This window comes from Paenibacillus xanthanilyticus (assembly GCF_042682185.1).
Classification (GTDB): Bacteria; Bacillota; Bacilli; order Paenibacillales; family Paenibacillaceae; genus Paenibacillus_Z; species Paenibacillus_Z xanthanilyticus.
Window position 1 is genome coordinate 2,805,157 of sequence record NZ_JBHUHA010000002.1, and the last position, 13,569, is coordinate 2,818,725.

General features: G+C 58.9%; 10 protein-coding genes. All 10 read right to left on the bottom strand.

The window, feature by feature from the left end; genetic code table 11:
- Position 1 precedes the first annotated feature (1 nt).
- Positions 2 to 1,474, bottom strand: coding sequence for a YycH family regulatory protein (locus tag ACFSKT_RS29785; protein WP_377719380.1), 1,473 nt, complete (start codon positions 1,472 to 1,474; stop codon positions 2 to 4).
- Positions 1,471 to 3,303: a cell wall metabolism sensor histidine kinase WalK gene (gene walK, locus ACFSKT_RS29790; RefSeq protein WP_377719381.1), complete on the bottom strand. Its 1,833-nt coding sequence runs from the start codon at positions 3,301 to 3,303 to the stop codon at positions 1,471 to 1,473. Before walK ends, ACFSKT_RS29785 begins: the two co-directional genes overlap by 4 nt.
- The gene (gene yycF / locus ACFSKT_RS29795; protein ID WP_377719382.1) at positions 3,300 to 4,055 is read right to left on the bottom strand and encodes a response regulator YycF; all 756 of its coding nucleotides are present in this window, start codon (positions 4,053 to 4,055) and stop codon (positions 3,300 to 3,302) included. The genes walK and yycF overlap by 4 nt, the downstream gene beginning before the upstream one ends.
- A 227-nt stretch (positions 4,056 to 4,282) precedes the next feature.
- Complete coding sequence (locus ACFSKT_RS29800) at positions 4,283 to 5,818, bottom strand: peptidoglycan DD-metalloendopeptidase family protein (protein WP_377719383.1); 1,536 nt, start codon at positions 5,816 to 5,818, stop codon at positions 4,283 to 4,285.
- 129 nt (positions 5,819 to 5,947) lie between these two features.
- Entirely contained in the window at positions 5,948 to 6,745 is a 798-nt protein-coding gene (locus ACFSKT_RS29805; protein ID WP_377719384.1) for a hypothetical protein, read from the bottom strand.
- A 244-nt stretch (positions 6,746 to 6,989) separates the two neighbouring features.
- Positions 6,990 to 8,276 (bottom strand): adenylosuccinate synthase, encoded by a 1,287-nt coding sequence (locus ACFSKT_RS29810; protein WP_377719385.1) that lies wholly within the window; start codon positions 8,274 to 8,276, stop codon positions 6,990 to 6,992.
- Between the two features lie 173 nt (positions 8,277 to 8,449).
- Positions 8,450 to 9,814, bottom strand: a complete 1,365-nt coding sequence (gene dnaB / locus ACFSKT_RS29815) for a replicative DNA helicase (RefSeq protein ID WP_377719386.1) — start codon at positions 9,812 to 9,814, stop codon at positions 8,450 to 8,452.
- 32 nt (positions 9,815 to 9,846) lie between these two features.
- Complete coding sequence (gene rplI, locus ACFSKT_RS29820; RefSeq protein ID WP_377719387.1) at positions 9,847 to 10,290, bottom strand: 50S ribosomal protein L9; 444 nt, start codon at positions 10,288 to 10,290, stop codon at positions 9,847 to 9,849.
- Positions 10,287 to 12,248 (bottom strand): DHH family phosphoesterase, encoded by a 1,962-nt coding sequence (locus tag ACFSKT_RS29825; RefSeq protein WP_377719388.1) that lies wholly within the window; start codon positions 12,246 to 12,248, stop codon positions 10,287 to 10,289. The genes rplI and ACFSKT_RS29825 overlap by 4 nt, the downstream gene beginning before the upstream one ends.
- Positions 12,249 to 12,267: 19 nt before the next feature.
- Positions 12,268 to 13,158 carry a DUF2232 domain-containing protein gene (locus ACFSKT_RS29830; RefSeq protein WP_377719389.1) on the bottom strand — a complete coding sequence of 297 codons (891 nt, stop codon included), beginning with the start codon at positions 13,156 to 13,158 and terminating at the stop codon, positions 12,268 to 12,270.
- Between the last annotated feature and the right edge of the window lie 411 nt (positions 13,159 to 13,569).

Consider the following 13,569-nt stretch of genomic DNA (forward strand, 5'->3'; position numbering starts at 1 on the left):
GTTACCTCCGCATATCCAGCAGGCTGCCGCCGGCCGTTAGTTGAACGCCGCCGGCGCTTATGCCGCCCGCCGTTCCGCCAAGCGACAGCCCGCCGGGCAGCGCTCCCGCGTTATCCTTGTCCGCTCCGCCCGGTTCGCCGGCCAGCGGCTTGCGACTGCCCGCCACCGCAGACAACAGCTTCTCCTGCGAGCCGTCGCGCAGCCGAACCGCCCAGATCGGCTTCACGCGGAGCTTGTCCGCATCGGCTTCCGTGCGTCCTTCGACCAATTCGACCTCGACCGCCGGGAATATCGCTTCCACCTCGCCCCGCCGGCTGTAGCCAGCGAGCGTCTGACTAAGCAGACTGCCGCCCGGCAGCCAGCGCACTTCCTTACGGTCTTCGATGTCGGCCATCGTCACGATCGAACGCTCGTACTCCGTGACGACCCCTTGCTGCATCCGCAGCAGCATTTCGCCGTACAGGAACGGTTTCTTGGACAGCATCGGGAACGCGCCGTAATATTGCTGATAGCGGATCGTTTGCTCCCCGCCTTCCATGCCGGGCTCGATGAACCGATGCCTGCCGTCCCAGCCTCCGTGCTCGTTAATGAACTGAATGGAAGCATAGACGTTCTCGCTCACCCGCTCCACGACGGAATCCTGCGCCGGGGCCGGATCGGTATACCTTATCCATCGCCCGCCTTGCTCCACCTGGAGGCCGCGCTTGTGGTCGGTATACGTCTGCACGTCGTTCTCGTCGTTGATCGCCCGCGTCGCGCCCGGATCGAGGAACAGGTTATGCTGCATCTGCTCCGGCGTATACGTGCTGAAGCCCACGAGAGCCTCGACCGCTTGCAGCGGCTCCTTCGCCAGATACAGATCCGGCGCGACATATTGATACGGCGTCCAATACTGGCCGAAGCCCACGTAGTTCTGAACGTCGCGCACCGTCAGATCCGCGCGCACAGATTCGTAGACAGTCGTGCCGTCCGTGCTGAAGAAATACGTGCTCACTTCCTCGCGCTCCGGGCTTTTGAATATCCATATATTCGCGATCGAGTCGTTCTGGAAGATCGAATCGCCTTCCGACAGCTTCAACACCTTGGACAGCAGCTCGACCGGCACGCCCGTGCCGAAGCGCAGCTCGACGCCGATGCTCTGGGCGCGCACTTCGTCCCAATCGACGGCAAAGCGCGCGTCGCGTTGGAAGTCCTTGAACTCCCGTCCTCTAACCCGATCGAAGATCAAGTCGTAGAAGTTGGTCCCCGGATAGAGCAGCGTGTGCTGGTTGCTGCCGAAGTGCAGGACGATATCCTCGGGGAAAATCAGATTCTCGAGCTTCTCCTCGTCGCCCTTCAAATCGGCCTTGACGTAATCCTGCTTCTGACTGACCGTCGCTCCGATGCCGGGCATGCTGTACGCCAGCCAATAGCTCTGCAGGAGACTAAGCGCGACCAGAAAGACGAGCAGCACCGTCTTGATCTTCTCCATCATGATGCCGCACCTCCCTCTTGAAGGGCGGGCAGCGTGACGGTCACGGTCGTGCCTTCGTTCGGCTCCGAATCAAGCGCGATCGTGCCGCCGTGCGCCTTGACGATTTCCCGGGCAATAGACAACCCCAGACCGGTGCCGCCCATGTTGCGGGAACGTGCCTTATCCACCCGGTAGAACCGGTCGAAGATGCGGCTTAAATCCTTGCGCGAGATGCCGATGCCGGTGTCCTTCACCCGAATGGCGATGGAACTGGGGTCCGGCCGGCTGGCGACGATCTCGATTCGACCGCCGTCCAGCGTATATTTGATCGCGTTGGAGACGAGATTATCGAGCACCTGGTCGATCTGGTCCCGGTCGAGCAGCACATGCTTGATGCCGTCCTCGACGCGAACGGTCGAGCGGATCGACTTCTTGCGCATTTGGAACGAGAACCGGTCGGCCACTTCCTCCAGCATCTCCGGCACGCTCGTCGACTGGCGCCGCAGCGGCGCTTGGTTGGAATCAAGGCGCGATAGATGCAGCAGGTCGGTCACCAGCCGGATCATCCGCTCGGTCTCGTTTCGAATGACGGAGACGAAACGCTGAGCCAGCTCGCGGTCATCCATCGCCCCGTCATCCAGCGCTTCCGTATAGCTCTTGATCGTCGTCAGCGGGGTCCGCAGCTCGTGCGAGACGTTCGCGACGAACTCGCGGCGGGATTGCTCCAGCTTCTCCTGCTCCGTAACGTCCTGCAGCACGGCGATCGCGCCGGAGATGCCCTTGTCGCGGCGATGGATCGGCGTGAACGTCACGCGCATGACCTCGTCGAGCTCCTCGTCCGGATGCTGACGATGAATTACCGTCGACGACTCGCCGCCGCCGCCCAGCATCGCCTGCAGATGCCGTTCCTCCATATCGAACAACTCCGATAGCGGACGCCCTTGGCAGTCGCTCTGCAGCATCTCCCGCGCGCGCCGGTTGGCGATCATGACGACGCCCTGTTCGTCCGTCGCGACGACGCCGTCGCTCATGTTGGCGAGGATCGAGGCGAGCTTATCCTTCTCCTCCTCGTTCGTCTCGAGCGCTTCGCGCAGCCGCATCGTCATGTTGTTGAACACTTCGCTCAGCCGGCCGATCTCGTCGTCGCCGTGCACCGGCACCTGTCTGTCGAACCGACCTTCCGCGACCGCGGCCGCTTGCCGCGTCAGCCCTTTGATGGGACTTGTGATCGTATGCGCCAGCAGAATGCCGAGCACGCCGGTCAGGCCGAGCGCGATGAGCATCCCCGACATGAAGATCCGGTTGATCCGGTTCACCGTCGCGTAGAGCTCCTTCATCGAAGCGACCATGTAGACGGCGCCGACGATTTTGCTCTCGTACAGCACCGGCTTGGCGATGATCTTCTTGCGAACGTTATCCTCGTCGATGATTTCTTCCTCGTTGTCCCGTATGCCCTGCAGGGCGCGGCTGACCGCGAGGGTCGTATTCTTCTTGCCGACGTATTCCTGATGAATCGACAGCGACGTGGCCAATACTTTGCCGCTCGCGTCAATCAGCTGAATCTCCGCTTCGTTGATGCTGAACAGGTTGCGCACGAGCGAGCTGAGGTCGTCCTCCCCCGCCTGTCCGTCCTCCCCGGGCTTCTCGGTCCGGGCATTCAGCTTGTCGGCCGCGAAGCCCGCGAGCACGTCCGCCTGGTTGTTCATATTCGTCGTGAAATTCGACGTCAGCGACGTCTTCATCGTGCTGATGAAATACACGCCGATCAGCTGCATCGCGATTAGAATGAGCAGCACGTAGATAATGATCAGCTTGACCTGAATGGACCGAAAGAAGCGAACGCCGTTCATCCGGCTCCGAAGCCTCCGGATTTCGGATTGCGCATCATATAGCCGAGACCGCGTCGCGTCATAATATATTCCGGACGGCTCGGGTCATCCTCGATCTTCTCCCGCAGCCGGCGGATCGTCACGTCCACCGTGCGCACGTCGCCGAAGTATTCGAAGCCCCAGACCGCCTGAAGCAAATGCTCGCGCGTCATGACCTTGCCGCTATTGCGGGCCAGGTAATACACCAGCTCGTATTCGCGATGCGTCAGATCGAGCGGTTCGCCATCCTTATACACCACGTACATATCCGTATCGATAAACAAGTTGAAAATGGAAAGGCCCTGTTTCTCTTCCGCCTGCGCTTGAGCCGCGCCTGCGGCGGCAGTCTGTCCGCCTGCGCCCTGCTCGTTCTTCTGCCGGCGCAGATGTGCCTTCACGCGGGCGAGCAGCTCGCGCGTGCTGAACGGCTTCGTGACGTAATCGTCCGCGCCCAACTCGAGGCCCAGCACCTTATCGAGCTCCGTATCCTTGGCGGTCAGCATGATAATCGGCGTCTGCAGACGCGCGCGCACCTCGCGGCACACGTCCATGCCGTCCTTCACGGGCAGCATCAAATCAAGCAAAATCAGGTCCGGCCGCTCTTCGAACGCGAGCTTGACCGCCTCGCCGCCATCGAATGCGCAGATGACCTGATAGCCTTCCTTCTCCAAATTGAACTTCAAAATATCCGCAATCGGCTGTTCGTCATCGACGACCAATATTTTACCGTGCAACTAACGCCACCGCCTGTCGCATTGCTTGTCATTTTGCTTGCCAAACCCAGCATTCATGCCGCTTGGCTATTCATCTATTCTATCATAGGTACCGGGGTTGTCCCAATGAAAGTTCCCTCATGTAAGCCGCAATCTGGAAAATATTTTCCGTCGATGCGTGCTCCCTTCCTGCCTACGCCAAAAAGCGCCGCCATGACCCGTTGGGGTCACGGCAGCGCCGCGCATTATTATAAATATTTGATCGGATTCTGCACCTTGCCGCCCTTGTGAATCTCGAAATGCAGGTGCGTCCCGAACGAATGGCCGGTGTTGCCCATGATGCCCAGCTTGTCTCCCTGCTGGACAACCTGGCCTTTCTCGACGCTAATTTTGCTCAAATGGCCATAGATGGTTTCATATCCGTTTTTATGGTTAATAATAACCGCGTTGCCAAGGCCGTTCTTGTAGCCGGCGAAAGAGACGACCCCGTTGTCCGCGGCTAAAATCGTCTTATTCCCGATCAAGTCGATGCCCTTGTGCAGCCTTCCCCATCTCGTGCCGTAGCTGCTGGTCAATTTGGCGCCGCTTACCGGCCAAGCGAACCTGCCCGTTCCTTCGCCGAGTATGACCTTCGTCCCTTTCATGACAATGGCGGGGACGGAGGGCTCCAATACCTGCTCGCCGAGCAGCTCTTCGTTCATGAGGTAGCCGTTCTGCTTCGTCAACTGATAGACGACTTTCTTCTTGCCCGCCTTGCCTTCGCGCACGATCTTCGTCTCGCCCGCGCGCATGTTGCTGTTCTTCTGGATGACCGTAATCGGTTCGATCGATTCCGTCTCCGTGACATGCTCCACCGTCTGCACCGTCACTTCCGGCTGCAGTACCGTGAGATCGAGCACGTCCCCGATTTTGATCATATCGTCTTTAATCCATTTGTTGTTCTCATATATGACTTGCGGCGAAATGTCGAACTTCTGCGCGATGCATCCGACGCAATCGCCGGCCTGCACCGTATATTGGGTCGGCTTGACGCTACCCTTGATCATCTTCGTGTAGACCTCGCCCGCATCGTCGATCGCGCTTGGATCGACGTTCGCCGCCGTCGTAGTCACGTTCTCGATGATCTTCACCGACTTCACGACCGTCGATGGCTTGGCCGAAGCCGTCTTCGACGTTTCCGTATATGCCAGCGCGGTCACTGCCGTCTTGGCTTGCGCGGCCTTCGGCGCATAGCGGTTCTGTACGCTGGCCAGAATTTTGTCCGCCGTCGCCTGATCCTTTACGACCGCGATTACCTTGCCGTCCACCTTCAGCTCCACGCCCGTGGCATGCGAGTCGAACAGATCTGCCAGCTTGTCCAGCGTGGCATCCGTCTCCGGTCTCGCCTTATAGGCGCTCTGGGCTTTGTACGTGATCGTCCCGGTGTCGAGCACCATCGTGACATCGGGATGTGCTGCCGCGACGGCTTTCTTCTGCTCCGCTACGAGCGCCTCGACCTGCTCTTGCTTCGCGACCGACCCGATCAAGCTGCCGTTCCGGTACACATCGTAATAATCCACCGTATTGGCTTTCATAAATTCCGCACCGCTGAATCCGGCGATCAGCACGAAGGCGAGCGCGCCTCCGGCCAACAGGAGCGGTTTTCTATGTAAATTGCGCTTGCCTTTGTTCGTGCCGTTGTCGTGCTCTACGCTGCTGGATGGTTGAGATCGGGCGCGCCGAAAGGATTGCCGGAGAGAATTCCATCCCTTTCGGATCCGATCCGGTTCGTTAAAAACAGACATGATCGTCTCCTTTTCGTGTACGGTACATTCTTTTGCTCGATTTCGACATAAATCTACATCGATTGGCTCCGTTGTCTACTGTATCATACGCTTGAAAGGGCGATCAACCAAACGGCGGGTTACAAAACATTAATATTTGCTCAGAATCTCGGTCATCCGATCGTATTCTTCCCGATTCAGATGCTGGGCGAACAGCTGCTCCACGTCCGTCATTTCCTGCTCCGTGAGCCCGTTCTCCATCATCGTCGAGATGCTCTGCCACGCTTCCTGGGGCAGCTTCTTCATCATGACGTCGAACAGCTCGTTCTTATCCTCGGCGCTGATCCGGTTCTTCGCTTCGCTCATCTCTTCCGTCGTCATCGCGACGCCGCCCTCCTGGGCATCGTCCAATGCCGTGCCGCTATCCTCCGATGTCGCGCCGCTGTTCGCCTTCGTTCCCGTTCCGCCCCCGACATCGGTGACGATGCCGTCCGGCAGCTCGCCGTACGCATCCACCGCGAGCGGTTCGCCGCTTGTCTCGCCGCCTGGATCGCCTTCGCTTCCTACGCCTTCCGTATCTGCCGTTCCGGAGCCAATGGCTTCTTCCGATCCGCTGGAACCGCTGCTCGCTTCCGTGCGCGTGGAGGCGGACGCATCCTTATCGCCGTCCTTCGACGGGCCGCCTTCTTCCGCCGAGCCGCCCTCGTCCTGATCGGCTTGCGCGGCTAATGACCCGGCATCGGACTTGACCTCAGGGTCCGCCCCCCACAGGGCGCCCCATACGCCGTCCATCGCGATCGGCTTCATCTCGAGCGGGATGTTGAATTGCTTGAGCAGCGTCTCCACATAACTATTGACGACATAGCCCGTCGTCCAGATTGACAAAAAGCTGATAATTAATCCCGCCGCCACCGTTTTTCCCAGCCAACTGACCATTTTCAAGATCATGTTTCCTCACCTTTCCGCTTGCGCACCCGACGATCCAGCCGAATGCCTGCCTGTTTCCTACTTCCTAGTATGGGCACGCACTGGCGGAACCATTCACCAACACTGGGAAAATGTGCTTGCTCCCATAGATGCGCTTGTGATAGAAAATCAGCTGTTCTCGATGCGGGTGAACGCCAAAAAGCCCCAATTCCCTTGGAAGGGATTGGGGCTTCTATCGTCTTGCCGAATGCGCAAGACGCTCGGCTTATTTATAGATCGGACGAATTTGGTTCGTCTGCTCGCGGTTGCGGCCGACGGAGAAGATCGAGATCGGAATGCCGGTCAGCTCGGCTACGCGCTCGACATAACGGCGCGTGTTCTCCGGCAGGTCGGCCAGCGTCTTCGCGTTCGAGATATCCTCGCTCCAGCCCGGCAGCTCCTCGTATACCGCTTCGCACTCGGAGATCAGCTTCAGGCTCGCTGGATAATGCTCGATGACTTCGCCGCGCAGCATGTAGTGCGTGCAGATCTTGACCGTCTCGAGGCCGGACAAAACGTCCAGCGAGTTCAGGGACAGGCCCGTGATGCCGCTAACACGGCGCGCGTGGCGGACGACGACCGTGTCGAACCAGCCGACGCGGCGAGGACGGCCCGTTACGGTGCCATACTCATGGCCGCGCTCGCGGATCCAGTCGCCCGTCTCGTTCGTCAGCTCGGTCGGGAATGGACCGTCGCCGACGCGCGTCGTGTACGCTTTCGCCACGCCGATAACCTCTTGAATCTTCGACGGACCTACGCCGGATCCGATGCACACGCCGCCAGCCGAAGGGTTCGACGACGTGACGTACGGGTATGTACCCTGGTCAATGTCCAGCATGACGCCTTGCGCGCCTTCGAAGAGCACCTTCTGCCCCGAATCGATCGCATCGTTCAGCACGACGGACGTATCCGTGACGTATGGACGCAGCACTTCCGCATAGCTCAGGTACTCGGTCAGAATGCTCTCTACATCGAGGCCGTCGCTGCCGTATACTTGCGAGATCACTTGGTTCTTCTCCACGACGAGGCGGCGAAGCTTCGACTCGAACTCTTCCGCGTCCAGCAGGTCCGCCATACGGATGCCGTTGCGCGCGGCTTTATCCATGTAGCACGGGCCGATGCCCTTGCGCGTCGTGCCGATCTTGTTGTCGCCTTTGCGCTCTTCTTCCAGGCCGTCGAGCACCAGATGGTACGGCATGATGATGTGGGCGCGGTCGCTAATGCGCAGGTTGTCCGTCTTGAAGCCGTTGTCATGTATATAGTTAATTTCGTCGATCAGCGCTTGCGGGTTGATAACCATCCCGTTGCCGATGACGCATGTTTTATCCTGATTGAAAATACCCGATGGCACCATAGTCAGCTTGTACTTCTTGTTGCCGATCATAATCGTGTGGCCCGCGTTGTTACCGCCTTGATAACGGGCTACAACGTCGGCACCCTCTGCGAGAAAGTCGGTGATTTTGCCTTTGCCCTCGTCTCCCCATTGTGTTCCGACAACAACTACCGTTGACATGCTCATACCCCCACTCGATGTATTTGCACACACCGAAAATTACTGCCGGTCGCAAAAGGCAGCAGTCTTAGTGTAGCAATGTTAAAAATCAAAGTCAATAAAAAACGAACGATTGCATAGGGTTCTATACAATCGTTCGGAAATATGACATATCGAAAACGAATAAGAGCGGTTTACGAGGCTTGTCCGGGCTCTTGGTGCGTCCGGTCCAAACTAACGAATTTGTTGAAGCTCTTGAGGAACGCCAGCTCCACCGTGCCGACCGGGCCGTTACGCTGCTTGGCGATGATAATCTCGATGATGTTCTTCTTCTCGGATTCCTTGTCGTAGTAGTCGTCCCGGTACAAGAACGCGACGATATCGGCGTCCTGCTCGATCGATCCGGATTCACGAAGGTCGGACATCATGGGACGCTTGTCCTGGCGCTGCTCGACGCCGCGGGAGAGCTGCGACAGCGCGATGACCGGCACTTCGAGTTCACGCGCGATCTGCTTCAGCGTACGGGAGATCTCCGAGACTTCCTGCTGACGGTTCTCGCCGGCTTTGCCGCGGCCTTGGATCAGCTGGAGGTAATCGATCAGAATCATGCCCAGACCGCGTTCCTTCTTGAGGCGGCGGCACTTGGCCCGGATGTCCGCGACCGTGATGCCCGGCGTATCGTCGATGTAGATTTGCGCTTCGGACAAGGCGCTGATCGCCATCGTCAGCTTCTCCCAATCGTCCCCTTCCAGGTAGCCGGTCCGCAGACGGCCCGCGTCGACGTTCGATTCCGCGCAAATCATCCGGTTGACGAGCTGCACGGCCGACATCTCGAGCGAGAAAATCGCGACCGTCTCCTTCGCGCGCACGCCGACGTTCTGGGCGATGTTCAGCGAGAAGGCGGTTTTACCTACGGAAGGACGGGCTGCCACGATGATCAAGTCGCTGCGCTGGAATCCGGCGGTCATTTTATCAAGATCGACGAAACCCGACGGAATGCCGGTCGACGTCCCTTTGTTCTGATAGAGCGTCTCGACGCGCTCGAACGCCTCCATGAGCACGTCGCGGATCGAGACGAAGCCGCTGCTCGAACGGCGGTTGGACAGCTCAAGAATGCGCTGCTCCGCTTCGTTCAGCATCATGCCGACATCTTCTGCGGCCGCATAGCCGTTGGAGACGATCTGCGTCGCCGTCCGGATCAGACGCCGCAGCAGGGACTTCTCTTCGACGATCTGCGCATAGTAATCCACGTTGGCCGCGGTCGGAACCGCACCCGCGAGTTTCGCCAGGTAGCTGACGCCGCCGACCTCTTCCAGCTGTTGTTTGCCTTGCAGATGGGCGGTTAGCGTGACAAGGTCGATCGGCTGGTTCGCTTCCCCCAGCTCGATCATGGCTTCATAAATCAACTGGTGAGACGGCGTGTAGAAGTCTTCGCTGCGCAGCCGTTCCATAGACGTGACGAGCGCCTCGGCCTGGATGAGAACGGCGCCAAGCACCGCCTGTTCGGCTTCTGTATTCTGCGGGGGAACACGGTCAAACATCAGCTGTTCATCGCTCATGGTTTCGCTTGTCTCCTTTGCCCACTGTAGTATTATTCTTCAACCGTTTGCACTTTAAGCGTCGCTTTCACTTCCGGATGCAATTTCACCGGCACGTTCGTGTAACCGAGCGCGCGAATCGGCTCTTCCAGCTCGATTTTGCGCTTGTCGATCTTATGGCCCTGCTTCTCGAGCGCCTCGGCGATCTGCTTGCTCGTGACGGAGCCGAACAAGCGGCCGTCCGCGCCGGACTTTGTCTTGACGACGACCGTGATCGCCTCGAGCTTCGCGGCGAACGCCTGCGCGTCTTCTTTCTCCTTCTCCTTGCGTTTCACTTCGGCGGCCTTCTGGATGTCCAGCGTCTTCAGGTTGCCGTCGGATGCCGGCTTGACCAGCCCTTTCGGCAATAGGAAGTTACGCACGTAGCCTTCCGATACTTCCTTTACTTCGCCTTTCTTGCCCTGCCCTTTGACGTCCTGCAAAAAGATTACTTTCATTCGAATAACCCCTCTTCCTCTTCGATATCGTGAAGCACCTGCTTTAATTTGTGAGCCACCTCGGAGACGGTTCCCTCGAGCTGCGCGGCCGCGTTGGTCAGATGACCGCCGCCGCCCATGCGTTCCATGACGACCTGCACGTTCATATGACCCAGCGACCGGGCGCTGACGCCGATCAAGCCGTCCTGCCGCTCGCCGATGACGAACGAGGCCAGCACGTCGGTCATGTTCAGCAGCGTGTCCGCGGATTGTGCGATCAGCAATTGCGAATATTTGCGGCCCGGCTCCGTGACGGCGATCGCCACATGCTCATACAGAATCTCGGCATGCTTGATCATCTCCGCCTTCTTGATGTATTCGGCCAGGTCTTCCTTGAGCATCTTCTGGATCATCGTCGTATCCGCGCCGCTGCGGCGCAGGAACGAGGCCGCCTCGAACGTGCGGGAGCCGGTGCGAAGCGAGAAGCTCTTCGTATCCACCGTAATGCCCGCCAGCAGCGCCGTCGACTCGCGCACGTCCAGCACGACCCGGTCATGGATATATTGCAGCAGCTCCGTGACCAGCTCGCACGTGGAGGACGCGTACGGCTCCATGTAGACGAGAATCGCGTTGTTGATGAATTCCTCGCCGCGGCGGTGATGGTCGATCACGACGATTTTGCCCGCCTGCTGCAGCAGCTTCGGCTCCTTCACCATCGACGCCTTATGGGTGTCGACGACGACGACGAGCGTGCCCGCTTCGATCAGGCCGAGCGCTTGCTCCGGCGAGACGAACCGCTTGAACATCTTCTCGTCTTCCCTCAAATTCTCCATCATCTTCTGAATGGCCGGATTGATCCCTTCCAGCACGATGTGGGCATCCTTATGGAAGATCTGCGCGGCCTTCAGCACGCCGATCGCGGCGCCGATCGCGTCCATGTCCGGCATTTTGTGCCCCATGATGACGACGTTGTCGCATTCCTTGATCAGATCTCGCAGGGCATGGGCCACGACCCGCGCACGGACGCGCGTGCGCTTCTCCACCGCGTTCGACTTGCCGCCGTAGAACGTCTGCCGCTGGCCGACCTTCACCGCCGCTTGGTCGCCGCCGCGGCCTAGCGCGATATCGAGACTCGTCTGCGCCCACTGCCCAAGCTCGACGATCGTCTCCGCGCCGGCCGCGAAGCCGATGCTGAGCGTCATCGGGATTTTCTGATCGGCTGTCATCTCGCGCACTTCGTCCAGCAGCACGAAACGGGACAGCTCCAGCTGTTTCAGCGTCCGCTGGTCGGTAATCACGAGATACCGGTCGCTCGTCAGACGCTTCAGATACACTTGAAACTTCTGCGACCATTCGGTAATCTCGGCCGTCACCTTGGAGAGAAGCTGGCTGCGCTGCTGGTCGTCCATCCCCTGGGTCACTTCCTCCAGGTTATCCATCATGACGATGCCGATCGCCAGCTTCTCGTCTTCATAGCGTCTGGCCAGCTCCCAGCGCTGCGTAATATTGCGGACGTATAGCAGCCGTTCCTCGAAACGGAACATCAGCTCATACACTTCTTGGCCGATGACCGCTTCCACGGTGCCTTCCTTGTCCTTCGCCTGGGCCAGTAAAGGGAACAGGTCGGTAAGCGATTCGCCGACGACCGAGTCCCGCTCCAGCATGTGCGTGACGAACGAGTTGTGCCATTCGACCGTCTTCTCCTCGTTATAGAGAATAATGCCGAACGGCAGTTCGCTGATGACCTCGCTGCCGGCTTTCTTCACCCGGTACGAGAGCGTACCCAGATAGGTTTTCAGGTCGCGCCGGAACGCGCGCTCCGCCATCCACGAGTACACGCCCACGGCGCCGGACAGCAGCAAGCCGATCAGACCCAGCTTCCATTCGTACCACGCCACGGCGACCGTGAGCAGCAGCATGAGCACGAATGCCCATAGATGGTGCATTCCGTGCCAGCGTTTAATCAAAAACTTCGGCATCTTTACTTCGCCCCTGTACTTACGGTTTCTTGAACGCTGCGCGGATGGGGAATGCGGCATCGAATACCCCAATCAAGCTGAGCGGAGGAAAAGCCACGACGAGCGCGCCCAGCAGAATCGGCACGATTCTGCTCCAGCCTCGTTGATGGGCCACATAAAAGAAAAATCCGATCGCTTGAATCGTAAACGCGAGCCGCATGAGCGGTACGAGGTTCAGCAATGCCACTGTCAGAAAAGAATCGCCCTGATCGGGAACGACCAAGTCGGCGAACAGCACGATCAAATAATAAAATACCATGATGCGCGGAAGCATCCATTCGCGCGCCTTCTGAAGGCCAGGAACCTCAAGCCCCGAAGCGCGCAGCAGCGGCCGGGCGATCGCGTGGGTAATGACCGCATACAGGAACGCCACTGTGATCATCGTCATCGGAATCGAATGGATCATCGTTTGAATGAAAGCATCCGTCATATCCGCGCTCCACGTCGACGGCAGCAGTCCTTGCGCGTCCAGATCGCCCGTCACCTGGAGAATGAGATCGCGGATCTCGGTCAGCAGGGACATATCGAACAACCGGTCCAGGAGCACGAGCTCCAGCATCAGCTCGGCGAGGAGCGTCAGCAGCGTCGCGGTGATGACCTTGCGCGCCGGAGCGCCCTTCCGGTACAAATGCCCCATCACGATGGCCGGCGCCACGAAGAACAGCCCGACGATAAGCGCGGGCGGGCCCAGTATCGTCAGCGCGATGCCGAATACGGCCGCCAGATGAACGGCGAACATGGGCTTCGATAAAGTCGCATACAACAGAACCGCGGGAACCAACATCACGGCCAGCGCTAGCGCGTTCAGCAGCGGAACGGCGACGGCGAGCAGCAGCGCCAGCAGGAGCGCGCTCCATAACAAAGATTTCATGCCGGTTCTCAAGCCCGTTCACCTCTTGCACGTATGAAGTTGTATGCCTAAACTGTAGTCCTCATTATAACATAAAACATCCGGCAACTAGAATGGTGCCTGTTGGGCCGCCAACCAGAAGACTAAGCCATATGCTTAGTCTATTACCCGCATTGTCAGCTAAGACGCGGCTTGCGGGCGCGAGCATGGAAGCAGCGCTTCGAAGAACGCCCGCAGAAGGAATCAGCTTGCGCTTGTTCCGATGATGCCGACACCCCTGCCAAGAGGCGGGCTTCGGCGCGCCAGCTTCACCATGCCCATTCCGGAGTGTCTGCTGCGCTCTCGCCTTCGCCGCCCCGTTCGTCCCATACCGGCCATGGTCAGCACGCCAACGAGCGGAGATTCAGTCAGCCCGATGCAAAAACGCCCCCG

Excerpts from the sequence above, each read along its gene's own strand:
- ACFSKT_RS29825 (WP_377719388.1), bottom strand. The coding sequence starts at position 12,248 with ATGCCGAAGTTTTTGATTAAACGCTGGCACGGAATGCACCATCTATGG.
- ACFSKT_RS29830 (WP_377719389.1), bottom strand. The coding sequence starts at position 13,158 with ATGAAATCTTTGTTATGGAGCGCGCTCCTGCTGGCGCTGCTGCTCGCC.
- ACFSKT_RS29785 (WP_377719380.1), bottom strand. The coding sequence starts at position 1,474 with ATGATGGAGAAGATCAAGACGGTGCTGCTCGTCTTTCTGGTCGCGCTT.
- ACFSKT_RS29805 (WP_377719384.1), bottom strand. The coding sequence starts at position 6,745 with ATGATCTTGAAAATGGTCAGTTGGCTGGGAAAAACGGTGGCGGCGGGA.
- ACFSKT_RS29800 (WP_377719383.1), bottom strand. The coding sequence starts at position 5,818 with ATGTCTGTTTTTAACGAACCGGATCGGATCCGAAAGGGATGGAATTCT.
- dnaB (WP_377719386.1), bottom strand. The coding sequence starts at position 9,814 with ATGAGCGATGAACAGCTGATGTTTGACCGTGTTCCCCCGCAGAATACA.
- walK (WP_377719381.1), bottom strand. The coding sequence starts at position 3,303 with ATGAACGGCGTTCGCTTCTTTCGGTCCATTCAGGTCAAGCTGATCATT.
- ACFSKT_RS29810 (WP_377719385.1), bottom strand. The coding sequence starts at position 8,276 with ATGTCAACGGTAGTTGTTGTCGGAACACAATGGGGAGACGAGGGCAAA.
- rplI (WP_377719387.1), bottom strand. The coding sequence starts at position 10,290 with ATGAAAGTAATCTTTTTGCAGGACGTCAAAGGGCAGGGCAAGAAAGGC.